Annotated in this window: 23 protein-coding genes; 12 read left to right on the top strand and 11 right to left on the bottom strand. The window is 41.9% G+C overall.

Annotation, left to right across the window (positions count from 1 at the left end):
- Positions 1-60 precede the first annotated feature (60 nt).
- Positions 61-252 carry a hypothetical protein gene (locus tag CTT31_RS20070; protein ID WP_039495063.1) on the top strand — a complete coding sequence of 64 codons (192 nt, stop codon included), beginning with the start codon at positions 61-63 and terminating at the stop codon, positions 250-252.
- A gap of 63 nt (positions 253-315) precedes the next feature.
- Complete coding sequence (ushA, locus tag CTT31_RS20065; RefSeq protein WP_211857145.1) at positions 316-1,905, top strand: bifunctional UDP-sugar hydrolase/5'-nucleotidase UshA; 1,590 nt, start codon at positions 316-318, stop codon at positions 1,903-1,905.
- A 51-nt stretch (positions 1,906-1,956) separates the two neighbouring features.
- Here the strand turns inward: ushA and CTT31_RS20060 are convergent, their stop codons facing one another.
- Both CTT31_RS20060 and CTT31_RS20055 read right to left on the bottom strand, forming a co-directional pair.
- A complete protein-coding gene (locus tag CTT31_RS20060; RefSeq protein ID WP_045990333.1) occupies positions 1,957-2,883 on the bottom strand; it encodes a hypothetical protein in 927 nt (308 codons plus the stop codon).
- A complete protein-coding gene (locus CTT31_RS20055) occupies positions 2,873-3,610 on the bottom strand; it encodes a PhnD/SsuA/transferrin family substrate-binding protein (protein ID WP_239359039.1) in 738 nt (245 codons plus the stop codon). Before CTT31_RS20055 ends, CTT31_RS20060 begins: the two co-directional genes overlap by 11 nt.
- 378 nt (positions 3,611-3,988) lie before the next feature.
- On the opposite strand from CTT31_RS20055, the gene CTT31_RS20050 reads away from it, so the two are divergent.
- Both CTT31_RS20050 and CTT31_RS20045 read left to right on the top strand, forming a co-directional pair.
- A complete protein-coding gene (locus tag CTT31_RS20050) occupies positions 3,989-4,849 on the top strand; it encodes a S1/P1 nuclease (RefSeq protein WP_039495059.1) in 861 nt (286 codons plus the stop codon).
- Positions 4,850-4,883: 34 nt separating this feature from the next.
- Positions 4,884-8,048: a TonB-dependent receptor gene (locus CTT31_RS20045; RefSeq protein ID WP_045990331.1), complete on the top strand. Its 3,165-nt coding sequence runs from the start codon at positions 4,884-4,886 to the stop codon at positions 8,046-8,048.
- 601 nt (positions 8,049-8,649) lie between these two features.
- Here CTT31_RS20045 and CTT31_RS20040 read toward each other — a convergent pair.
- Positions 8,650-9,135 (bottom strand): MarR family winged helix-turn-helix transcriptional regulator, encoded by a 486-nt coding sequence (locus CTT31_RS20040; protein ID WP_211857147.1) that lies wholly within the window; start codon positions 9,133-9,135, stop codon positions 8,650-8,652.
- A gap of 112 nt (positions 9,136-9,247) precedes the next feature.
- Here CTT31_RS20040 and hmgA point away from each other — a divergent pair, with 112 nt between their 5' ends.
- Both hmgA and maiA read left to right on the top strand, forming a co-directional pair.
- Complete coding sequence (gene hmgA / locus CTT31_RS20035; RefSeq protein WP_010373117.1) at positions 9,248-10,543, top strand: homogentisate 1,2-dioxygenase; 1,296 nt, start codon at positions 9,248-9,250, stop codon at positions 10,541-10,543.
- 8 nt (positions 10,544-10,551) lie between these two features.
- Entirely contained in the window at positions 10,552-11,178 is a 627-nt protein-coding gene (gene maiA / locus CTT31_RS20030) for a maleylacetoacetate isomerase (RefSeq protein ID WP_211857458.1), read from the top strand.
- Positions 11,179-11,252: 74 nt separating this feature from the next.
- Here the strand turns inward: maiA and CTT31_RS20025 are convergent, their stop codons facing one another.
- On the bottom strand, positions 11,253-11,483 hold the full coding sequence (locus CTT31_RS20025; protein ID WP_010373121.1) for a TIGR02647 family protein: 231 nt from the start codon (positions 11,481-11,483) through the stop codon (positions 11,253-11,255).
- Between the two features lie 60 nt (positions 11,484-11,543).
- Between CTT31_RS20025 and CTT31_RS20020 the strand changes: the two genes are divergently transcribed.
- A complete protein-coding gene (locus CTT31_RS20020) occupies positions 11,544-11,825 on the top strand; it encodes a DUF1496 domain-containing protein (protein ID WP_211857149.1) in 282 nt (93 codons plus the stop codon).
- Between the two features lie 32 nt (positions 11,826-11,857).
- On the top strand, positions 11,858-12,100 hold the full coding sequence (locus CTT31_RS20015; protein WP_017216709.1) for a VF530 family protein: 243 nt from the start codon (positions 11,858-11,860) through the stop codon (positions 12,098-12,100).
- A 16-nt stretch (positions 12,101-12,116) separates the two neighbouring features.
- On the opposite strand, the gene CTT31_RS20010 is transcribed toward CTT31_RS20015, so the two are convergent.
- The 3 genes from CTT31_RS20010 to CTT31_RS20000 form a co-directional block, all read right to left on the bottom strand.
- Complete coding sequence (locus CTT31_RS20010; RefSeq protein ID WP_211857151.1) at positions 12,117-12,827, bottom strand: transporter substrate-binding domain-containing protein; 711 nt, start codon at positions 12,825-12,827, stop codon at positions 12,117-12,119.
- A gap of 166 nt (positions 12,828-12,993) precedes the next feature.
- Positions 12,994-14,106, bottom strand: coding sequence for an arginase family protein (locus CTT31_RS20005; RefSeq protein ID WP_045990324.1), 1,113 nt, complete (start codon positions 14,104-14,106; stop codon positions 12,994-12,996).
- A gap of 296 nt (positions 14,107-14,402) precedes the next feature.
- A complete protein-coding gene (locus CTT31_RS20000; RefSeq protein WP_069019308.1) occupies positions 14,403-15,182 on the bottom strand; it encodes a DUF2189 domain-containing protein in 780 nt (259 codons plus the stop codon).
- Positions 15,183-15,572: 390 nt separating this feature from the next.
- Between CTT31_RS20000 and udp the strand changes: the two genes are divergently transcribed.
- A complete protein-coding gene (gene udp, locus CTT31_RS19995) occupies positions 15,573-16,331 on the top strand; it encodes a uridine phosphorylase (protein ID WP_039495050.1) in 759 nt (252 codons plus the stop codon).
- 26 nt (positions 16,332-16,357) lie between these two features.
- On the opposite strand, the gene cdd is transcribed toward udp, so the two are convergent.
- The 3 genes from cdd to ppc form a co-directional block, all read right to left on the bottom strand.
- Positions 16,358-17,224 (bottom strand): cytidine deaminase, encoded by an 867-nt coding sequence (gene cdd, locus CTT31_RS19990; RefSeq protein ID WP_211857153.1) that lies wholly within the window; start codon positions 17,222-17,224, stop codon positions 16,358-16,360.
- 43 nt (positions 17,225-17,267) lie between these two features.
- Complete coding sequence (locus tag CTT31_RS19985) at positions 17,268-17,585, bottom strand: hypothetical protein (RefSeq protein ID WP_223193523.1); 318 nt, start codon at positions 17,583-17,585, stop codon at positions 17,268-17,270.
- Positions 17,586-17,851: 266 nt separating this feature from the next.
- On the bottom strand, positions 17,852-20,485 hold the full coding sequence (gene ppc, locus CTT31_RS19980) for a phosphoenolpyruvate carboxylase (protein ID WP_260492881.1): 2,634 nt from the start codon (positions 20,483-20,485) through the stop codon (positions 17,852-17,854).
- Positions 20,486-20,610: 125 nt separating this feature from the next.
- Between ppc and CTT31_RS19975 the strand changes: the two genes are divergently transcribed.
- Genes CTT31_RS19975 through CTT31_RS19965 form a run of 3 tightly spaced genes read left to right on the top strand, consistent with a single transcriptional unit; the run spans position 20,611 to position 22,367 of the window.
- Positions 20,611-21,000, top strand: a complete 390-nt coding sequence (locus CTT31_RS19975) for a thiol-disulfide oxidoreductase DCC family protein (RefSeq protein ID WP_211857155.1) — start codon at positions 20,611-20,613, stop codon at positions 20,998-21,000.
- Positions 20,993-21,718: an SDR family NAD(P)-dependent oxidoreductase gene (locus CTT31_RS19970; protein ID WP_211857157.1), complete on the top strand. Its 726-nt coding sequence runs from the start codon at positions 20,993-20,995 to the stop codon at positions 21,716-21,718. The genes CTT31_RS19975 and CTT31_RS19970 overlap by 8 nt, the downstream gene beginning before the upstream one ends.
- Positions 21,719-21,725: 7 nt before the next feature.
- The gene (locus CTT31_RS19965; protein ID WP_039495043.1) at positions 21,726-22,367 is read left to right on the top strand and encodes a flavin reductase family protein; all 642 of its coding nucleotides are present in this window, start codon (positions 21,726-21,728) and stop codon (positions 22,365-22,367) included.
- Between the two features lie 6 nt (positions 22,368-22,373).
- Here the strand turns inward: CTT31_RS19965 and CTT31_RS19960 are convergent, their stop codons facing one another.
- Positions 22,374-23,159: a DUF6279 family lipoprotein gene (locus CTT31_RS19960; protein ID WP_260492880.1), complete on the bottom strand. Its 786-nt coding sequence runs from the start codon at positions 23,157-23,159 to the stop codon at positions 22,374-22,376.
- Positions 23,160-23,261: the final 102 nt, after the last annotated feature.

The raw sequence follows: 23,261 nt of genomic DNA, 5'->3' as shown, positions 1-23,261 counted from the left end.
TTAATCTCTGAGCCAATTTGTTAGCATGGCGATGGCAAAAAGAACAACAGGGGCACATAGATGAAACAGGATAATGATATCTGCGATTTTGGACTTCATGCTGGAGAGCCATACTCCACGCTGCCAGCGAGCTTTTTAAACTGGATGATAGAAACAGACCATGCAAAATGTGAGTTAGCTAAGTTTGAACTGGACAGAAGAGTATCTGCGGTGGCACAAAACACCAGAAAATATAGCAATTTTGAGTGTTAGCACTATTAAAATAATTATAATGATCTAGAATACGCGCATAATTTATCAAATAGCTTCTAAATTATGCGCAACTTACTTATTCTTTCAACGGCTTTGCTATTATCAGCATGCCACTTTTCTTCTCCTAAGCAGTCGCAACAAGCAGAATACCTAACCGTATTACACACCAACGATAATCATGGTCGTTTTTGGCAAAATGAAAAAGGTGAATATGGTATGGCTGCCAGAAAAACCTTAATTGATCAATTAAAGAGTGATGCCGAAAAAGCGGGACATGCCGTTATATTGCTTTCTGGAGGCGATATAAACACGGGTGTACCAGAATCTGATTTACAGTTTGCCGAACCTGATTTTAAGGGAATGCGTAAACTCGGTTACGATGCCATGGCGATTGGTAACCATGAATTTGACAACACTCGAGATGTACTAGCCAAACAAATTGAGTGGGCAAGCTTCCCAGTACTGTCAGCAAATATTCTTGATAATACAAATCAAATGCCAGCATACGAGCCTTACACAATTATTGAGCGTGCAGGATTAACCATTGCTGTCCTTGGACTTACGACAATTGATACTGTTAAAATTGCCAACCCAAAGCATGTTCATGGCCTTACTTTTATTGAGCCTTTAGCAGCCACAGAAAACTGGGTTCCTAAGATCAAAGCCAAATACCACCCAGATGTAATGATTGCTGTTACACATATGGGCCACTATCACGGTGCTAATCATGGTATCAATGCACCCGGTGATGTAACGCTTGCGCGCCGACTTCCTAAAGGTATGCTTGATTTGATAGTCGGTGGACATTCTCAAGAACCGGTCTGTGTTGACGACAATGGTAACGAGGACACAGCTTTTGCTCCTGGCAAAACATGTAAGCCTGATAATCAAAATGGTGTTTGGATTATGCAAGCACATGAGTGGGGTAAGTATGTGGGTAAAGCCGTATTTAGGGTTGATGGTGATACAAAAACCTTGATTAGCTATAACTTAATCCCAGTAAACTTAAAAAATAAAGCTGGTTCTGTGATTGGTGAAACTATTCAAGAAGATCCTCAAATGCTCGCTTTTTTAACACCTTTCCAAGAAAAAGGGCAAGCGCAAATAGCTGGTGCTGTGGGATACGTTGATAGTTTCTTAGATGGCCGTCGCAGTACAGTGAGATTCAAGCAAAGCAACCTCGCAGATCTTATCATTAACGCGCAAATGGCAGCTGTCGAAGCAGACTTTGGCATTATCAGCGGCGGCGGGATCAGAGATAGCATAGAGCAAGGTGATGTCAGCTACAAAGATGTGCTGAAAGTTCATCCATTTAAAAATCGCATTACTTATATAGACTGGAAGGCCAACGACCTAATTAACTACTTAAACATTGTCGCCAAGTTCCCACCTGACTCTGGTGCTTACTTACAGTTCCACCATATTACGTTTGATATCAAGAACGATAAGGTAACCAATGTTCGTATAGCGGGCGAGCCATTGACTGACGGCAAGACCTACCGCATGAGTGTGAATAGTTATAATGCATCTGGTGGTGACGGTTATCCAAAGATTAATCATCTTCCAGAATATACCGCTACCGACCTAACTGATGCACAGGTCCTCAAAGATTACTTCCAAAAGAATAGCCCTATAAAGGCCGTGGATTTATAAAAAGGCACCTCATATAAAGCGGTGTGATGCACCGCTTTATATGCATTCATTCTATTTACCAATAATATCAATATCTGACTTTTTCACTCCACTCAGTCCGTAGCTATGTAATTTAGAACGAGACCCTTCTCCATGCGCCTTCGGCGGATAAAACAGCACCTTTTTCTCTGGGCATGCGTCTAATACCTCATCTAGTGCAGCTCTAATTTCACTTAATGTTTTTTCTAAACTATTAGTAAAGTTCGGTCGTTTTCTAATGGTATGCCCAAGCTCAACTAAACGGTAAAAGTATTTATCAGCGAGATCCAACAACTCCTTTGGCATCTCTTTGTTTTGATTGAGAACAGTATCGGGATTTACATCGCAAAACTCAACAAGCGCTAAATAGAAGCATAATGGTTTGTTGGCAAGCTGGACACTTACTAGTTTGTCTCTATTCGTCGTTACTGTTTTTGAATACAAATCAATAACAAGCTTAAATTCCGGTAACTTTTCTAGCGCTTGGTTTGAACTTACCTTCGCCTCAATACCTTTTCTTCTCACCCAGTTGAACACTGCTACGCCGATAAATGCCATAATCAGTGGAAAAATATAGGCTGATTTAGGTTTAGTATCATCTAATGAGACCGCGACATAGAAGTTTCTGTGCGGCGCAGATAATGTTAGTACTTCACTTTTTTCACCCTGACCTGCTCCAGACGTATTAATGTCAAGAACAGTTAAACGGGCATCTTGGGCGTCTAACACTGTATTGAGTGAGTTTATATATTCTCTTAACTCAGTTTCATTACCTGCATAATGTAAAAAAGGATCTGCGACAGGTAAACGATTCATATCAATAGCAACACGAAGCGCAACCGCTTCTTTTTGTTGCTTCAAAACCCGCTTAGTTTCAATACTTTGAGAAATGTAGAAAATGCCGCTAAATAACAGTGCCAAAGCAATAAAAACGGATATATTACGCTGGCTAACTTCCATCTTCTTCTCCGATAAAGCCATAAGGTAAGGCTTCACATTGCCAGTATCTATCTACCTTATCAAAGTAACTAGATGTTCTTAATTGAGCCACCTGGTTAATAATTCCCTGCATTGCACAAGCTAAGTCAGTGTTATTGTTGTTCATTTTTAAATACCATTTACTGCCACTAACATTATTTGCAATTGGCGTAATGTAATTCTTTGAAAACCGCTGCTCATCTTCTTCGGACCAATAAGAAGCTATAATATCAACTTCGCCAGCAGCTAACCGATCGCGGAGCGCTTGATGCGAGCTTAAATAGGTAATATCGAGCGCATTAATATCGATATCTAACTCTTTAAACGCACTTTTTGGTAATATGTGGCCAGAGCGACTTGTTGGATAGTCAAGCAAACCTATTTTTTTATCTAAGAAATACGATTTAGATAGTTTAGGTTTTTCTGTATTTGAGATAAAAAAGGCGGAATAAGCCGGATAACCGATAACAGGCTTATAACTATGCGTTGATTCGGCCATCAAAGCCGACATGATGTTGTCTTTCGTTAAAATAAGATCGGCGATCCCCTTCGCAAGAAACTCTATTTGCTCAGCGAGACTTCCGCCCCAATACACTTTCACTTGCCCATATTGCCTAGTGACCACTTCATCTTCACACGCTCTAACTAATACGTCTAACGCGAGACTTTTAATCGGAACATGTATTTTTAACGTGTTGATATTAGACACTGAACGTGTTTTGCAGGTATTTGAATACTGGACGACGGGATCAAGAGTTAGAGGCTTTGCCGATATTAACCGAGCCCCTAAAATCCAGCACAATAATGCGCTTATAAACAACAAAGATACAATTGTTGATTTACCAGTCAAAATGTTACTATATATCACTAATTGGAATAACCTATCCTTTCTTGACCGCTATTAGATCAATTTTCTTTACTCATTGCAATAGGTAATTTTACCAATAACTCGTAACCAGTTGAATTCATTGCTTTATTGACAAGAAATTATGAATCTTATTGAGTCCTTTTATTTTGTTGAAAAATACGGACAATTGGCCTCACTTTTCGGTTGGGAAGATTGTTCCCTTTTCTACAAGAGATACAAATGTTACGTAAAAGCTTGTCATTACTTTTCGCTGTAGGGATGACTATAACGACGTCAAGTGCACACGCCTGGGGTCAAAATGGTCATAGGATCATTGGCGAATTGGCTGAGGCACATTTAACCGAGCAGACTCGCGTTGCGATTCAACCTTTATTAGAAGGTGACTCTCTGGCTGAAATTTCAACTTGGGCTGATGAGATGCGTTCGGATCCAGGCACGTTTTGGCGTAAACAATCTTCGAAGTGGCATTACATCAACATCGACAACCCAAAAGCAATGCATGAGCACGTTCATGCCGATTTGAATGACAAAGAAAAAGTAAAACACATCTTAGATGGCATCTACTATTCCATCAATACGCTAAAATCAGAATCCAAATCAATTGATGAAAAGCGTTTTGCATTCCGTTTCCTGGTTCACCTTGTAGGTGACAGTCATCAACCGTTTCACGCAGGTCGCGGCAAAGACCGTGGCGGTAACATGATTAAAGTAAAATTTTTTGGCAGTGATTCAAACTTACACAGCACTTGGGACACCAAATTAATCGAAAATGAGAATCTTTCATTTACCGAGTTTACACGTTTTATTCAAACCACAAATAATGAAATAATTGCTGAATACTTAGACAGCTCGCCAGCGGATTGGTTGCTTGAGTCAAATAATATTGCTGAAAAAGTTTATAACAGCAATGAAACTGAAATAAGTTACGGTTACATTTATAAATATATGCCAACAATTAAATTTAGGCTGCAACAAGGTGGCATTAGATTAGCAGGCCTATTAAACCAAATTTATGATCCTAATTCTAAACCGCTGGTTTCATCATTGAAGTCAGCAAATAAAATAACAGTTAACCATTAGTTTAAAATAACCTACTAACACGGGAAACAACATAATGAAAATCCAACTTCGCAAAAATGCACTTACGCTTGCTATCGCTGCAAGTTTAGGCATGAGTGGCATGGCGGTTGCGGCAGATACATCTTCGTCTATCAAAGGACAGATTGTAGGACCTCAAGGTAATCCAGCTGCAGACACTAAGATTATCATCGTTCACGAACCGACAGGTACACGCCGCGTTGTTACAACGAATGACACTGGTACGTACAACGCATCAGGTCTTCGCGTTGGTGGTCCATATACCATCACTATCGACTCAAACAAATTCCGTGACGCTGAGCTGCGTAACGTTTACCTATCACTAGGTGAAGCACAAAAGATCGACCAGCAGCTAAGCGAATTGCAAATGGAGTCTATCGTAGTTACTGGTACTCCAGTACTATTTAACTCCTCTGCAAACGACACTTATTACGGTGCAGATGCAATCAAGAGCACGCCTAGTATCAACCGAGATATTAAAGACGTAGTAAGAAATAACCCGCTAGTTGTTATCCAACCTGGTAGCGACAGCTCAATGACAATCGCAGGCTCAAACCCGCGTACAAACTCTATTACTGTTGATGGTATTCCGCTAAACGATGACTTCGGTCTTAACTCTGGTGGTTACCCAACACAGCGTAACCCATTCCCTCTAGACGCACTTGACCAAGTAACCGTTCAAGTAGCACCAACAAATGCTAAATCAAGCGGCTTTACTGGTGGTAACGTTGACGCGGTATTTAAGTCTGGTACTAACGAAATCACTGGTAGCGTTTTCTATGAGAAAATGACTGACAGCTGGGCAGGTACTCCAAAAAACAATGGTAAAGAAGTTCCACTAGAGTTTGAAGAAGAGAACTATGGCTTCTCAATCGGTGCGCCTCTTATCGAAAACAAACTATTCTTCTTCGGTGCTTACGAAAAGTATGAATCTCCTCAGTCAATTGAGTGGGGCCCTGCAGGTTCTGGTATTGGCGCTAACGAGACAAAAATCACACAAAACGACTTAGCAGAAGTACGCAAAATTGCTTCTGAAGTATATGGTGTTGATAACATCGGTGGTGCAGACACTCAACCACAACTAGAAGATGAAAAATACATCATCAAACTAGATTGGAACATCAACGACTATCATCGTGCAAACTTTATCTACATGTTCAATGAAGGTAACCGCACAAACAACATGACTGATGATGCTGATGATCTACACCTAAGCACTTATTGGTACAATAAATCTGAGAAACTAAATAACTTTAGCTCAACACTATACTCTGACTGGACAGATGATTTCTCAACGCAAATCAGTATCACAAGCAAATCTGTTGAAACTGGTCAGATTTCACTTGATAGCGCACTTGGTTTAGGTGATATCAGCATCAGCAACATCGACGTAGATGGTGATGGTGTTACAGGTGACATCAGCTTTGGTTCAGATGCTAGCCGCCACTCAAACTCACTAGAAAACGACCTAACAACATTCAAGTTTGACGGTACTTACCTACTTGACGAACATACACTAGAGTTCGGTATCAAGTATGACATTCTAGACGTTGAAAACCTTTATCTAGATGGTTCTAAGGGTGTTATCACATTTAACAGCCTAGAAGACTTTGCTGCACGCCAAATTTCAAGATACACATATAGCAACGGTATCGGCAATAACCCTGATGCAGTTGCAGCGGCATTCAAACGTAAAGACCTTGCACTATACGTGAACGACCGTTGGGACTTCAGCGATGAACTAGCGTTTAGCTTTGGTCTTCGTTACGAGCGTTTAGGCTCTGACGACAAACCAGCGTTCAACCAAGACGTATTGGACAGAACGGGTTTTGATAACACTTATAACCTAGATGGCGCTGACATTTGGTTGCCTCGTGCAGGTTTCACTTACTACATGAACGAAGACGTAACTATCCGTGGTAGCGTAGGTCGTTATGCAGGTGGTAACCCTAACGTTTGGATCTCAAACTCTTACTCAAACGATGGCTTCAGTCGTCAAAACTTCTCTGCTAGTGATGTTACTGCTCCAGCAAATATCCTAAATACTATTCCGCCAGAAGCTATCGAAGGTATTAACAATGCGAATCGTGGTTCAGTTTCGAACTTTATCGATCCTAACTTCGACATTCCATCACAATGGACTTATATGCTAAATGCGGATGTAACACTTGACATCCCAGGCCTTGGTGACGGATTCGCATGGACTACAACTGCAATCTTCACAGATAAAGAAAATACCGCTGAATGGGTAAATGCTGCACTTCTTCAGGAAGGCGATGTAGTAGGTTCTACTGCTGATGGTGCATTACCATTCTACGACACCCGTGAACTTGAGATTATGCTAACGAACGCAGATAAAAACGGTCGTTCAATTATCCTAAGTACTGGTCTTTCTAAAACGTGGGATAATGGCTTCAAGTTTGATATGTCTTATACTCACCAAGATATCACTGAAGGTAACCCAGGCGGCTCTTCAACTGGTCGTAGTAACTACCGCTACGGTCACTTCTTGGATCACCAAGAAACACAAATCGGTACTTCTTCTTATGAAACTGAGCACCGTTTTGTCCTAAACCTTGGCTATTCAACAGAGTTCATTGAAAACTATAAAACGAATTTCAACCTATTCTTTGAACGCCGTTCAGGTTCAGCATACAGCCACCTAACAAGATGGCAAAACCTAACTGGTGGTCGCTTCTTCAATCAAGACTTAATTCAGCCTTCAGGCTTTGGCTCAACGTTCGGCGGTAACTACCTAGCTTATGTTCCAACGGCAAACGATGCAAACGTACTTCGTTACGAAGGTACAACTGAAGCAGAAGTACTTGCTCATTATGAGAGCTTAGGTCTGTCTGGCTATGCGGGTGGCTTCGTTGACCGTAGCGCGGCTACATCACCTTGGACAACGACTATGGATCTGTATGTTTCTCAGGAACTTCCAGGTTTCACCAAAGATCATAAAGGTGAAGTTTACTTCGTAGTGAACAACTTACTAAACCTGATTGATTCTTCAGCTGGTAAAGTTTATACGCAAGACTTTGGCACTCGTAATACGCTAAATATGGATATCGACCCTGCGACTGGTAAGTACATCATCGGCGCACCGATTACTAGCGACTATAAGTTTGAAGCAGAAGACTCAACTTACCGCATCAAGATCGGCGTACGCTACAACTTCTAATATCTACCACGTAATTAGATAATCTCCCAAAGGCCAGCGAAAGTTGGCCTTTTTTATATTTAACCTGAGGTTTGGATAAGAAATGTTCCAACTCATTGTTGCTAAAGTACAACTTAGTTTTTTCCTTGCCTAGCCAGAGAGTTTTAGGGAAAACAAGGCAAATTTACGCACCAATAGCTGGCTATTGGAAGTGAATTCAACGCAGTTAGCGCTAAAACTAGCTGCTAGAAAGGCATTAATTATCCGCAGCTCAGGTTATTTAATCCAGCTTAATATTATTTTCTAATTAATTAACCTTTATAAATTCCTGATATTAAATATAATAGAAACAGGACAAGTCATTGCTTCTGAAGAAGCAACCATACTAAATGTTAAAATGAAAGGATTATCAATATGATAAGGGATAAATTATGTTAAAACGTAAAGCTTTTATCGGCTTTGTAGTCACGATGTTATGCATAGCTATTGATTTTTTAATCATCTCTCTATCCAATCATTCACTAAAAAGCAGCGCATTTGAAATATCCATGCTCTACATGATCTATATGACTATAATATCATGTACAGAAGACCGTACGAGATAACATTCGGCGGTACTTTACTATATAGAGCTTGTTCTAAGCGAGTGTTCAAGCTCTTTTTCATCTACTGCGGACTGTAGTAATTTCAGTAGTTGTACGAACTTTTCTTTCTGCTCATCACTAAAACAACTAAGTAGCTCAGTTTCCCATGCCAATGCAAGCGGCGTTAACATTTGATAAAGCGCTCTCCCTTGTTCTGTCACTGCAATAGTTTTTGCACGTTTATCACTTGGACTCACTAACATCTCTATCAATTCTCGGTCTTGTAACTGCTTAATTGCTCTTGAAACGGTTGATTTATCCATGCTTGCCAGTTCGCAAATGTGCTTTGCGGTACTCCCCTCCTTCTGTATTGCATGAGATAACACACGCCATTGTGGCTGCGTTAATTCTCCCTTTTGTTCATAGACGTGCGCAAAGTCGTTGCTCACTTTTGTTGACAGTGAAACGAGTTGATACGGCAAAAATTCGTTTATATTCAGCAGCTTTTCATTATCTTTAGACATTATTTCACACTCCCAACTGTCACTATAACTTTACAGAGCGACTAGATGACAAATATTGAAAATACTCTCACATGAGAGTATCTTACTATAAAACACAAAGGAGTCGAGACACATGAGCCAAGAACTTCAATATTTAACTGGATTTGGTAATCAATTTGAAAGTGAAGCGCTGCCGGGCGCTTTACCTATTGGTCAATTTTCACCGCAAAAAGTAAAATACGATCTTTATGCAGAGCAATATAACACCACCGCTTTTACAGCGCCTCGTGCTGATAATCGTCGAAATTGGTTCTACCGTATTCGCCCTTCTGTTTTACAAGGTGAATATGAAGCGATGGATAATGGCCTATTGCGCACGGCACCAATAACTGAAGCCGTTACTCCCCCTTCCATGTTGCGCTGGAACCCTATCGATATACCACAAGAAAAAACAGATTTTATCGATGGCTTAGTGACGATGGCAGCTAACGGCAGTGCCAATGGCCAAAGCGGGATTGGTATTCATGTTTACGTTGCTAACGCATCAATGGAAGGTCGTTATTTCTATAATGCGGATGGCGAGTTGCTGTTCGTCCCGCAGCAAGGTGAACTCATTTTACACACTGAGTGTGGAAAACTCGCAATTAAACCAGGTGAGATTGCCGTTATCCCTCGTGGTATCAAATTCAGTGTAGAGCTTTTAAGCGATACGGTGCGTGGTTATATTTGTGAAAACTACGGACACCCTTACATATTGCCTGAACGAGGCCCCGTTGGTGCGAATGGCTATACCAACGAACGTGACTTTCAATACCCCGTTGCCGCCTTTGAAGACAAAGAAGGCGATTTTGAACTCGTTGCAAAGTTTAATGGTAATCTGTTCCGCTCTGAGATTGGCCACTCACCGCTTGATGTGGTTGCATGGACAGGTAATAGCGCCCCATACAAATATGATTTAGCACGATTTAACGTAATGAACACCGTAAGCTTTGATCATCCAGATCCGTCAATCTTTACTGTACTGACTTCTCCATCAGGCACACCTGGTGTTGCAAACGTAGACTTTGTGATCTTCCCACCGCGCTGGATGGTGGCAGAAAATACATTCCGTCCGCCTTATTATCACCGTAATATCATGAGTGAGTTTATGGGCTTAATAGAAGGGGTATACGACGCCAAAGAACATGGTTTTGTGCCCGGTGGCATGAGTCTACACAACTGTATGTCTCCACATGGACCAGAAGCGGATGTATTTGAAAAGGCGAGTAATGCTGAGCTTGCACCACAGCGCTATGAAAACACACTCGCGTTTATGTTTGAGTCACGTTACATTATCTCTCCAACTAAGTATGCTTTAGAAGGCAAAGCGCGTCAGCCTAACTATGCTGATTGCTGGAAAGGCATTAAAAAGTACTTTAAAGGAGCATAAAGATTATGTTGAAACTCTATACTTATTTTCGCTCATCTGCAGCCTATCGTGTGCGTATTGCTTTAAATCTTAAAGGATTAGACCACGAGTTAGTCCCAGTAAACCTGCTTAAATCGGAGCAAAGCGGCGAGGCATATTTAAGTAAAAACGGTCAAGGGTTACTACCGGCTCTTGAAACTGAGCATGGCGTTCTTGCACAATCTTTAGCAATATTGGAGTGGCTAGAAGAAACCCAAACAGGCCAAGCATTGCTACCACAAGATCCTTGGCAAAAAGCGCAGGTAAGAAACTTTTGCTACGCCATAGCCTGTGATATCCACCCTATTGATAACCTGCGTGTGCTTAAATATCTCTCAAGTGAGCTAGGTGCATCTGATGAGCAAAAAAATGAGTGGTATCGCCACTGGGTTATCGAAGGCTTTAAAAAGCTCGAGCCTATGATAGGCGACGGTCAATTTTGCTTTGGCACGGAGCCCACACTTGCGGATGTTTGTTTAGTACCACAAGTGTTTAATGCCCTGCGCTTTAAAGTAGATATGACTGCATTTCCTAAGATCAGTCGAGTGTACGAATATTGTAATACGCTTGATGCGTTTTCTGATGCAGCGCCTGAAAATCAATTAGACGCACAATAAGGCTAGTAAACGATAAGCCAACTAAAAAGAGTGACATGCTAAGCATATCACTCTTTCAATCAAACGAACGTTTGTTATTTCAACGCGCTATAGACATGATCAAAATGGCCAATAAGGTCGTGACCAAGATCAGTCAAATAACCCCCATCGGGGCTGTCGATGACCCCTTTTTCAAATAGCCGCATCGCGGCACCTTGTATACCTTCAGGCGCACTGCTATGAATTTTTATCCCCTGATGCAAACTATGTCTTGGAAATCTAGCTAGTAAGGTCAACTCATCCAACAATTTTTGGTCTAATGCCATTGTCATTTTTCCTTATTCTTCTATAGTCATTTAACACTCTAGTTCAAAAAACCAAATTTGATGAAGTTTTTAATTTGTTTAATCACTGTTAATTTGATCTCACTGCCTGTTTTGGCGACAACGCCCGCTGATTTGAGGTTATATGGAGAAATACCAAAGCAAGTCTGTTGGTATGAAGGACAGTCTTATAGCGAAGGCGCACTATTGCTACAGTTTGACATGCTGTTTGTCTGTGCAACGAAAAAGTACAACGAAGACAATGGCAAACTTGTGTGGGTAAAGGCTGACGCGTCTGGTGCACCAATTAGACCTGAAATTTCGGATAAAATTAGGGTAAACTAAGCGTAATATCTAAAGTTATATAGAAGTAGAAGATGACGACCCAAGCAAATAACCCCCTTCACGGTATCAAGTTAGAAGAAATTATTGTAAAACTTGAACAGCAGCTAGGCTGGAAAGAAATGGCAGCCGCCGTAGATATCAACTGCTTCAAAGATAATCCAAGCGTTAAATCTAGCCTCAAGTTTTTGCGTCGCACACCTTGGGCAAGAACCAAAGTGGAGCAACTGTATCTAGATACCTTCCACGGCTTTCAGTGGCCAGATATAAAAAAATAACCCGTTTTCTCTAAGTTTATTTGGCTACATAAAGCACGTTGTAAGTTTCCTGAAGCTTATCAAGAATGTGCTTGGGAACATTTTTATTACAGGCTAGATAAAGAGACGTATTAAACTGATTTAATGTATATACCGGCTCAAGTAATTGAGCCGTTTGCTCTTTTGCACTTCGAAACCTAAACTGGGCATCACTTAATATCACCAAATCAACAAAGTCTTTGCGCGTCTTGAGTAGCTCAAAAACCTTATCAAAAGAATTAATCAGGATCAGCTGCTTCCCTTCTTGAAAACCATGTTCCATTAAAAATTGGTGGCTAAAATTATCTCGGATCACCGCTGTTCGATAAGCTTGCGCATCTTCTAGTTTATTCAGCTTGATTTTGCTTTCACGTAGCGCATAAAAAGAGGTGGTAAAAGTGTCAATGGGAAATACCCAAGTAAACTCATTTTCGCGGATGGTATTTCTGGCTGTTGAAAACACACAGGTATCTTCTTTTCTTAATGCAGCATTATAGGCTGCAGGCCATGAAAGTACGTTGATGGTGTAATCAATGCCAGAGTCATCAAGCACCGCCCTGACTTTATCCGCTGAACGCCCAATTAGTTCTCCTTTTTCATTAAGGTATTGGAAGTCAGGAAAGTTCTCAGTGACTATATTTAGCGTATAGGCAAGCGCACTGAAACTCATCAGCAAAATACAAAGACCAAAAGAGCGCGCACCCTTCATGAAACTCTCCCCTTAGCTACTTGAATAATATAGTCTTAACTTAAAGGTTGAGCAATTTTTAAAGAGATAGAATGGCTTCTTGTAGATGGGAATTATGGGTAATTTATCGAAGTGAATGAGTGATAGGCAAGGATGCCCCTGCCTATCACAGAGCTACATAATTACTTTAGCTATTGTTGATAGCATCAATCAAAAATGCACTCAGCTTAGCACCTTCTTTAAGCGTGGTTTCTGAGCTCGTTTGTCCAACAAGAGAGCTATCGGTAAATGGGGCAATTTCCATCATGTCTGCACCTGTGATTTTAAATTCACCACGCAGCGCTTGTAGAATTAACATCGCTTCGTCTGGAGTCATACCGCCTGCCTCTGGAGTACCCGTTGCAGAAGCAAACTCTTCATCAAGTGCGTCAATGTCAAAGCTAACATAAAGCTCTTCAACACCGTCAGCCTTTAGCTGTGCAATAACTTCATCTACAATCGCTTGTGCACCACGCTCTCTGATCTCATGAGCCCAATGCTGCTTAACACCGAATGTAGACTCCCAATGAGACTTAGGTTTGCCACTCGAGCGGATCCCAAATTGTACTAAGTGATGGGGTGCAGGTAAAAACTCTAGGATATGCGTACACCAAGAGCCAAAGCATAAATCGATACCTAAGCGCTCAACAAGTAAATCCGTGTGAGCATCAAAATGGATAATCGCTGTTTTTACACCACGAGCACGCTTTGCTTTAAGATACGCTTTTGTTAACGGGTAGCTGATTGAGTGATCACCACCAATGCCAAACACGCCTTTGTCTGGGTAATTTTCGTAAAAGCCATCACACACATCTTCTGTAATAGATAATGGTGAGACGTAATACTCACTCTCAGGGTCAGCATAAAGTGCCTTTTGACAATTACTGATCGTGCTCTCGTTTAAATATTTGTCGTGTAGTAAATGTGGAATAACACGCACATCGCCAAGGTCAAACGCGCTCGTTTGCGGCTGTTGCTCTATTAATGTCGAACGCAAAAAGAGTGGACCCCAGTTAGCGCCGCGTAAAATACCACCGCCACAATCCGAACTGATCCCAAGAATTGCCGCTTTATGTTCACTTTCGCCCAATTTTTCCAGTGACGCTTTCCATAAAGTATCAACACCTTCTGTTTGTCCATATAGCTTTTGTCTTAGCGCGTCTTTTCTTTCTTTCGCTGTGTTTACAGTAAACACACCATCACCCGGTGGGCATAAACAGTGCTCAAGTTTTTTATGGAATTGTTTTTTGCTCTCAGACATCGCTATCCCCTCTTATATGCATAATCATGCGACCCAGAAAAATCTTCCCTATTACGCTTTATATTTTGCGTCACGCTCAAAATACGATTCGCTTGAAATGAGTAAAAACGATAAATTAGAAATAAAAAAACTTATAAATCAAAAGGTTTTCTCGATTTCTAACTTCGTTTTCGGAAGACATTGACTGTTCGTTAGGTCGTTGTTGCAGCACATATAACAGGTTCAAATAGGAAGTCAACCGCAGTACCAACTATGCGCGTTGGAGCTGCGGTTGTTTATTCATAGAGGGTGTTTAGTTATTCGTAGTGACGTGGCACTTTTGTTTTAATTACAGCGATATAGCCATGCCAACTTGCGTACGCAAGTAGCGGCATGATAACGATAAAGCCAGCCGTTCCAGTTGCAAACCCAAGTATCACCATGAACACTAAGATCCCACACCACACCACCATAGCGCCGACATTTTCCTTCACCGCATGCATTGAGCTTATTACAGCAGTCATAATATCCACTCGGCGCTCCATCATTATTTGCGGGGTAAACGCTGAGATCGCAAATACACACACCAATAAAATGCCCCCCACTATAGAGCCGAGTGCTAAAAATGCCGAAAGTTGTTCAAACGTTGGATTCGGAACATTTGGATATAATGCATGGATAAGTGCAGCTAGGCGCATCCAAACAATCATAATGACCATCAGTAACACCGCAAACCCCCACTCGCCAGCCGGATTACGGAACATTGACTTAAGGCTGTGAGATAATGTTGGTTTATGGCCCTTTTCCAACTCCCAAGCGACATCATACAAGCCAGCAGCGAAAGCAGGCCCAATAAGCGCAAAGGCGACAGCGGCAGGCAGAATTACCAAGTGAGTACCTGATTGGTACACCAACCACATGATAAAAGCAGGTATAAGGGTAAAAATAAGTCCATACACTAGGCTAAGTAATGGCGCATTCGCAATATCTTTAAACGCTAATGCGAGCCAGTGAAACGGCGCCATGGTTGGGACTTTGTTGCACTCAAAGCAACGCGCAAATTCGTTATCTTTATTTATAGAATGTGTAGCAGGCATAACCATTCCTCATTGTTGCTCTCATGTTAAGGTTTAGTGGAACATCGACAATCCTGCAAGCTATCCCGAGCTATAATAGCAACTACATTAATTCTCTAACCAATTTGAAGGGCAAAATATCATATAAGCTTCGTTAAAAATTTCTCATTAAGAACAACTAAATAGCAAAATTTTTGCCTTGCCTATATGGATTTAGGTACCTTATGTTGTGATTGATTAGCGGTAGCAGCACGCAAGAGCGGTACTACAAATGCAACTTCCCCACTTAAAAATAATTTACTTACTTCGGTTGCTATAATTTAAACACGTCACGCTTAAATAGGACATCTGTCCTGTACTTGATAGGCATTAACTATAAACATTACGCTTTAATTATAACTAAGGTTTACTATGGAAAAGGTATTTCACTTAGGTCTTACGAAAGCCGACCTACAAGGCGCTTCACTGGCAATTGTTCCGGGTGATCCCGAGCGCTCAAAACGCATCTCCGAATATCTCGATTCTCCTGTCTGCTTAGCACAAACTCGCGAATTTCATATTTACCTTGGCTTTTTAAATGAAAGTCCTGTGGTAATTTGTTCAACAGGTATAGGCGGCCCATCAACGTCAATCGCAGTTGAAGAACTAGCACAGCTTGGTATCACTACCTTTTTACGCATAGGTACAACTGGCGCTATTCAACCACATATCAATGAAGGTGATATTTTGGTGAGCACGGCATCAGTGCGTTTAGATGGCGCAAGCCAGCACTTTGCGCCTATCGAGTTTCCTGCGGTTTCTGATTTCCACACCACTTCGGCAATGGTACAAGCTTGTGAATCGTTGGGCATTACTCATCACGTTGGGATCACTGCGTCTAGCGATACTTTCTACCCAGGGCAAGAACGCTACGACACATATTCAGGCTACGTAAGAAAGGCGTATCAAGGTTCGTGTGCAGAATGGCAAAAGCTTAATGTGATGAACTATGAGATGGAGTCTGCGACGTTGTTTACCATGTGTGCAGCACTTGGATTGAAAGCAGCTTGTCTTGCCGGCGTTTTGGTGAATAGAACACGCCAAGAAATCCCCAATGTCGACCATCAAGCTGTTGAAAAGAAAGCCGTCACTGCAGTATTAAAAGCAGCTGAACTGTTACTTTCGAAATAATAGCGCTAAGCGTAGAGATTGAGTGACTACTCAATCTCTATATGTGTAAGCAAATGCTCGGCATTGTATGCCTTTAAAACTGCTAAGCTTACTTGCAACTGGTTAGCACTGCCCTGCTTTTCCAGCAAAGTGATCCCTACTACATTTACCCCAGATAATACTTTACCCGACATCGCTAATTGACTTAGTGCACTTTGTAATGGCGATAAGCTTGGGTTATAAGCCGCATTTTCAGCATAACGCCCATAAAAGCACTCGCCAGTGTCTAGTTTAATTTCCACCGCACTTTGATTGTGTGTGTAGGGGCAATAAGCGTGCAGATAATGCTGATAAAGCGCCGCACTGATTGATGCAGGCGATGTTTCATTCGCAGCAAGATGTTGCACTTGAGAAAAGAGTTTTTCACTGTTGCCCAGATCGTCCGGACCAAACGAAGTCGGCAGCAAATCACACAACGAGGTTTTGCCTGTCGGCAATAAAATTTCAAGCTCCTTTGCCGTGCTTAGCTCATTCATAAATTGGCGACAAAATCCGCAAGGCGCGGCATTGATCGTCATTTTAGAGATTTCAGTTGCACCATTTAACCACGCATTGTTAATAGCCGCTTGCTCGGCATGAACAACCAAAGAAAGCGCTTGATGCGAAAATTCTAAATTAGCGCCTAAAAACGCTTGTTGAGATTTATCATCCCAAGCAATGGCACCAACATAAAATTGTGAAATCGGAGGCGTTGCAAACTCAGCCGCAACTTCAAGTAAAGCAGCCTCAAGCTCAGATCGAGATAAGTGAAAGCGGTTTTGATATTGTACTAGCTGGGAATAACTAAATATTCCACGATGGGCAATGGCGTATTGCGTTAACGCACTTTTTATTGATGGTTCTATCTTTGCCATATTGTTGTCATGTTTATCTATGGCAGGATAGTTTACGCAAGAGTTACAGCCGACTCAACCATTCTCTTGCAGATTTAAAACACTCAAAGTTTTCAGCGCTGATATTAAAACGCTTAATTTTTTGTAGAAAAAGGTCATGCATATAACCTTCAAAACCAACGACGCGCGCGATGTGTAGATTGCCAATATTATGCGCAACTTTTGGCATTATGTTCACAATATCAATCGCCGCAAAGCGGTGTTCAAGTTCACTCACATCCACTAATACTTTGCTACTATTATGCTTTTTTGCATATAGATTGGCTTTCTCGTATGTCGAGACCACATCGTTTGCATTCGCAATGCCTCTGATCTTCATCATAATCAGATCATTACACTCATCAAATGTGACGCTAGTAGAAATTTTGTGCATGTATCGTAGACCCATCAACCGACAATTCTTGAATAAAACAAATAAAACGACTGGTTAAACCAGCCGCGCATTTTAAATCAATGAGAATTACTGTCAATAAATATACTAATAAAAAACCAATCAAAATAAAAAAACCAATCCATTGGGATTGGTTTTGTAGCTGTTATGCTTATAAATGTAAAATTTTACAAAAATAGATTATTCAAATTGTTGCACTAACCCGTGTTGCGCATTCCCGCCGCGATCCCTGTCATCGTGATCATAAGTGCCAGTTCCAAATCGTGATTGGTTTCTTCACGCACACGCTTTAACAGTTCTATTTGTAACAAGTTTAGAGGATCGGTATACGGGTTTCTCAGCCCAATTGATTCTTTGATCCAAGGTTGCTGTGACAACAACGATGACTCTGGCGCAAGGCCGCGAATAAGCTCGATGGCCTGTTGCAAGTTGTCTCTTAACTCATCCCCTAGGCGTATATACTCGTCACTAACTAAACTTGCATCATACATCTCACTGAGCCAAAGGTCGGCTTTACAGAATACCATTTCGAGCATTTCTAAACGGGTTCTAAAAAATGGCCACTTTGCGCTCATTTCTTGCAGCATGTCTTTACCAAACGTTTCTACGGCAGCTTCAAGACCTTCTTTTGCCCCCAGCCAAGCAGGCAACATCAAGCGATTTTGACTCCATGCGAAAATCCATGGAATAGCCCTCAAACTCTCTACTCCGCCGTTTGGATTACGTTTAGAAGGCCTCGAGCCTAGCGGTAATTTAGACAGCTCTTGTTCTGGCGTTGCCATTCTAAAGTAAGGAACAAACTCAGGATTCTCTCGAACAATACTGCGATACTTTTTACAGGAAGCTTCACTAATCGTCTCCATTACCTCTACCCATTTCGGTTCGGGTCGAGGGGGCGGCAACAAATTACTTTGTAAAATCGCACTGGTATAAATAGATAGACTTTGCATCGCGACTTTGGGTAAACCAAATTTAAAGCGGATCATTTCGCCTTGCTCGGTTACTCGCAAGCCACTTTTTAGCGACCCAGGAGGCTGAGATCTCAGCGCTTGTGCTGCAGGCGCACCTCCACGACCAATCGTGCCTCCGCGGCCATGGAAAAGCACCAGCTCGATGCCCTTCGCTTCAGCAAGGTTAACCAGCTTTTCCATTGCATCATACTGCGCCCATCCTGCCGCCATCATTCCTGCGTCTTTTGCAGAGTCGGAATAGCCGATCATGACATATTGCTTGGCACCAATCGTGCCTTTATACCAAGTGTTCTCAAATAACCCACTGATCACTGATTGTGCGTTATTTAAATCATCCAGCGTTTCAAATAGCGGGGCTACCGGTAAGTTGAATTTACACCCGCTTTCTTGGAGTAATAAATGCACGGCGAGAATATCTGAGGCACTTTGCGCCATTGAGATAATGTAGATGCCAAGTGCATTTTGGTCTTGATCCGCAATCGTTGCAAATGTCTCTAGCACCTCTTGAACATTGGACGAAGGTTGCCAATGACGCGGCAGTAACGGTCGTCTCGAGCTTAGTTCGGTTAATAAGAAAGCTTGCTTGTCTGCTTCTTGCCACTGGGCATAATCGCCAAGACCCAAATAGCGTGTTAATTCAGAAAACACTTCGGTATGTCTGGCGGAATCTTGACGAATATCTAACTTACATAAAGACACGCCAAAGCAGTCAATTCGTCTTAATACATCCAACAATAAACCATCGGCAATATTAGCCATGCGACAATCAACCAACGAGCGATAACACGCCTCTAGTGGCTCTCTTATCTGTGAGACCTGTTTAATCTTGTCCTGATAATGAGAAGGCGTGCCTTTGATTTTATATTCCAATGCTGCAATGGTTTCTTCTACCTCAGCACGTACTTGCTTTAGCACATGACGATAAGGTTCATTACTGCCGTCCGCTCGCGCTATAAAGCTTGCGGATGCATTGCTCATCGAAAGCTCTGCGCCTAAGATTTCTAGATCGCGACGATATAAGTCAAGCGCCATCCAGCGGCCGTGATCAAGCACAGATTGCGTCACATGGGAAGTAACAAACGGGTTGCCGTCTCTGTCGCCACCCATCCAAGAAGTCAGCTGGATAGGACTAAAGTTGGCGGGTAGTTGTAAGTTTAATCGCGTTTTCACTTGGGCATTGAAATACCGAACAAACTTAGGCACGGCTTCCCAAAGACTATTTTCGATAACCGCGAACCCCCACTTTGCTTCATCCAGTGGCGTAGGTCGCTTTTCTCTAATATCGCTTGTGTGCCACGCTTGTGAGATCAACTGCTCAATGCGGTCAATGACCTCATCGTAGACAGGATCCTCACCTGAGGTCACCTCAAGCACTTTTAAACATTCGCTCAGCTCAACGTGTTTATTGATGATGGTTCTGCGTGTTACTTCCGTCGGGTGAGCGGTTAGCACCAAATCGATTTTTAGTTTGCTTATTACATCTGCAACTTCATTGAGTGTCAGCGCGCCAGCATCGACTTTACTTTGCAATTCATCAAGCGCCTTATCGACTTCGATCATCACGCCGTCTGGAGAACCTGATTTTGAAATGGTGTGGAATTGTTCTGCGACATTCGCCAGGTTTAAGAAATGATTAAATGAGCGAGCAACGGGAAGTAGCGCTTCATCGCTTAGGCTACGTAAGGTGTCAATCAGCGCTTGCCTATCTGAATCATTACCGCTCCGCGAGGATTTTGCTAGGTGTCTAATTTCTTCAACTTTGTCTAGCGTCTCTTGACCCTGCGCTTGTTGAATAATTTGCCCCAACATTTGCCCCAAAAGGCTCACATTACTACGTAGGCTTGCGTATTGCTCAGTCATACAATCTCCTTGATGAAAAGATACTCGAACTCCACTATACCGAGAATAAATTGATTTGCGAACGATCTATTTTCAAGACGTTAACGTAATAACATGACAAAGATAAGTATTATTCGAGTGAACGAATGATTGTATTTTACGATGGTAACTGTCCGCTGTGTGTAGGGGAAATGAATGAACTTAAACGTTTCGATCAACACAATAAAATTGATTTAGTGAACATTCACGATAACCGCTTCTCTACCGAGTTTCCTGAGATAGAGCATGAAGCGGCTATGGCTAAACTCCACGGTTATGATAGCCAAGGCAAACTCATTGTAGGACTAGATGTTACCGCAGCGGCTTGGGGTCAAGTTGGCAAACATCGCTGGATAAAATTACTGAGATTACCCATCATCCGAACAATTGCAGACGGCGTTTACTTGTTTTTTGCAAGGCACAGAATGAAAATTTCTAAACTTATGGCCCCAAATCAGTGCAGTATACAAAATAGTGGAGATTGCAATCGTGACTAACGTCGCCATCATAGTGATTGGTGCAAGTTCAGCGATCGCTGATGCCTTTATACAAGCGCAAACCGAACAAAACCCCGACGTAAAAATCATCACGGTGTCTAGGCAAGCTAAAACGGCTCTACATGCCAATAACCTGCATTTTCAGTGTGATTATTCTAAAGAACAAATTCAACAAGTTGCGAGCCGTATTCTCGAGCAAGAGTTAACGATTAAAAGCGTCACCATTTTTAATGGCATACTCCATGACGAGTTTGATGCATTCCCAGAGAAAAAGCTTGAGGACATTGATCTTAAATACAGCATGGCGCTGTTTAATATCAATACCATGATCCCCATGCTTTGGTTGCAAGCTTTACTGCCAGCCTTAAAAGGTAAGCAGCCATGCGTAGTTACGGCTCTCTCTGCTCGGATTGGAAGTATCAGTGACAACCGGATGGGCGGCTGGTACAGCTATCGCAGTTCAAAGGCTGCACTTAATATGATGTTTAAATCCGCGGCTGTCGAGCTTGCGCGTCGGGCAAAAAATATTAAGCTCATTTTGTTCCATCCAGGCACGACTGACACGCCACTTTCAAAACCCTTTCAAGCCAATGTCCCGGATGAAAAACTTTTTACGCCGGAATTTGTGGCACATCAACTTAGCGGCATCATCGCAAATAGCCACCCAGATGGCACGGTGAGCTATGTTGACTGGCAAAATAAATTAATAGAATGGTGAACACATCATGAAATACTTCTCAAGTGACGATATTAAAACCTTAGACGAGCGTTATCGCGCATTGATGATAAATTCACTGTCGGGTTTCAAAAGCGCTAACTTAATTGGAACAGTTGATGAAACAGGTCAAGAAAACTTGTCTATCGTCAGCTCCGTTTTCCACCTCGGTGCCAACCCGGCACTCGTAGGTGTGATTTTTAGGCCTCATAGCGTACCTAGACACACACTGGAAAACATCTTAGCGACTGAAAAATACACCATTAATCAAGTCAATGTTCAAATTTATATGGCAGCCCATCAAACCTCAGCCAGATATGAAAAGCACCAATCAGAATTTGAGGAAACAGGGTTAACCGCCGAGTATTTACATGCTTTTCCAGCTCCTTTCGTCAAGGAAAGCAGACTAAAATACGGACTTACACTCAAAGATCACCAAACCATCAAGCTCAACGATACCGAGCTGGTAATAGGCGAAATTGAGACGCTTCACGTTGAAGAAAGTGCTTTGCTCGAAGACGGCTATATTGATATCGAGGCACTCGATAGTATTGCAATTTCCAGTTTAGATGGTTACCACAGCACCAAACGTATTAATCGTTTGGAGTATGCTAAACCAAACAAACCAACCAGAATTAAGCTACTTGGCTGAGCCCCTTTACAAGGATTCCAAGAGCTCAAGTAATTCTTCGAGCTCTTCTTTAAAGTGCTTCTTTTGTTTGTCGCTCATGGTGTCTTTAAGTTTAACTGCGAGACTTGCATACTCTTTTATTCGCCTTGCTTGAATATCTAGGATGCGCTCAGGCAGCGCTGTGGGCGTAGTCACTATCGCTTGCTGCAACAGCTCACGTGAAACTTGCTCAGTGCCGCTCAGTAACATAGCTTGTTTAAACTGGCTAAATCGCCTTTGTTCATGTGCACGCCAAACCTGACGCGCAAACTCGCCTTGCTCATAATATTCGTTAATAAGCTCCTTTTGTTTATCACTCAAATCACCAAGCCAACGCTCATAGCGGTTAAATTGGTCTCCTTCCTCCCAGTCATCATCCAACATTTCTTTTTCTATGTTGGCTATCAGCATTTCTCGCTGTTCACGGTTAAGCGAATTTAGGTGTGTTTCTAACTTGGGATATACGGCTTCAACGACGGAATACCAATAGTTTCGTGTGGTATACACCATATGCACCATGTCACTCTCTGTCATGGTTTGCCAGTGCTTCAACAGTGATTGGATATGAGATTTGTATTTTGGTAGCTCTGACTGTCGATGCCACGCAACCAAAGATTCTACATCAGCCTCCAGCTTTTCCTCTTGCTCATCCGTCAGCTCAACATAATCGGAAATATAATAACTCGCTAGCCATCCTAAGTTGTTATAGGCCAATCTTTGACTACATCCAGCCAAACACAGTAAACATAGCGCCAGTGCTATTAATTTCTTCATCCCATTGCCTCAATTTTTGTTTTTATTACCTTATATTAACGCAGTATCTGCCATTTTAGATTTGTATTTTGTAAATCTGTGTTTCTGGCATTAGAATAAATA

Origin of the sequence: Pseudoalteromonas maricaloris (assembly GCF_024746855.1) — a bacterium.
GTDB lineage: Bacteria > Pseudomonadota > Gammaproteobacteria > Enterobacterales > Alteromonadaceae > Pseudoalteromonas > Pseudoalteromonas maricaloris.
This window is presented reverse-complemented; position numbering and strand designations above follow the sequence as displayed.

Coding starts and splice junctions, on each gene's coding strand:
- CTT31_RS20020 (WP_211857149.1), top strand. CDS start 11,544: ATGAAGTTTTTAATTTGTTTAATCACTGTTAATTTGATCTCACTGCCT.
- CTT31_RS20045 (WP_045990331.1), top strand. CDS start 4,884: ATGAAAATCCAACTTCGCAAAAATGCACTTACGCTTGCTATCGCTGCA.
- CTT31_RS19960 (WP_260492880.1), bottom strand. CDS start 23,159: ATGAAGAAATTAATAGCACTGGCGCTATGTTTACTGTGTTTGGCTGGA.
- CTT31_RS19985 (WP_223193523.1), bottom strand. CDS start 17,585: ATGATGAAGATCAGAGGCATTGCGAATGCAAACGATGTGGTCTCGACA.
- hmgA (WP_010373117.1), top strand. CDS start 9,248: ATGAGCCAAGAACTTCAATATTTAACTGGATTTGGTAATCAATTTGAA.
- CTT31_RS19965 (WP_039495043.1), top strand. CDS start 21,726: ATGAAATACTTCTCAAGTGACGATATTAAAACCTTAGACGAGCGTTAT.
- CTT31_RS19975 (WP_211857155.1), top strand. CDS start 20,611: ATGATTGTATTTTACGATGGTAACTGTCCGCTGTGTGTAGGGGAAATG.
- ushA (WP_211857145.1), top strand. CDS start 316: ATGCGCAACTTACTTATTCTTTCAACGGCTTTGCTATTATCAGCATGC.
- CTT31_RS20070 (WP_039495063.1), top strand. CDS start 61: ATGAAACAGGATAATGATATCTGCGATTTTGGACTTCATGCTGGAGAG.
- CTT31_RS20040 (WP_211857147.1), bottom strand. CDS start 9,135: ATGTCTAAAGATAATGAAAAGCTGCTGAATATAAACGAATTTTTGCCG.
- CTT31_RS20025 (WP_010373121.1), bottom strand. CDS start 11,483: ATGGCATTAGACCAAAAATTGTTGGATGAGTTGACCTTACTAGCTAGA.
- ppc (WP_260492881.1), bottom strand. CDS start 20,485: ATGACTGAGCAATACGCAAGCCTACGTAGTAATGTGAGCCTTTTGGGG.
- CTT31_RS20050 (WP_039495059.1), top strand. CDS start 3,989: ATGTTACGTAAAAGCTTGTCATTACTTTTCGCTGTAGGGATGACTATA.
- CTT31_RS20060 (WP_045990333.1), bottom strand. CDS start 2,883: ATGGAAGTTAGCCAGCGTAATATATCCGTTTTTATTGCTTTGGCACTG.
- CTT31_RS20000 (WP_069019308.1), bottom strand. CDS start 15,182: ATGCCTGCTACACATTCTATAAATAAAGATAACGAATTTGCGCGTTGC.
- udp (WP_039495050.1), top strand. CDS start 15,573: ATGGAAAAGGTATTTCACTTAGGTCTTACGAAAGCCGACCTACAAGGC.
- CTT31_RS20015 (WP_017216709.1), top strand. CDS start 11,858: ATGACGACCCAAGCAAATAACCCCCTTCACGGTATCAAGTTAGAAGAA.
- CTT31_RS20005 (WP_045990324.1), bottom strand. CDS start 14,106: ATGTCTGAGAGCAAAAAACAATTCCATAAAAAACTTGAGCACTGTTTA.
- cdd (WP_211857153.1), bottom strand. CDS start 17,224: ATGGCAAAGATAGAACCATCAATAAAAAGTGCGTTAACGCAATACGCC.
- CTT31_RS20010 (WP_211857151.1), bottom strand. CDS start 12,827: ATGAAGGGTGCGCGCTCTTTTGGTCTTTGTATTTTGCTGATGAGTTTC.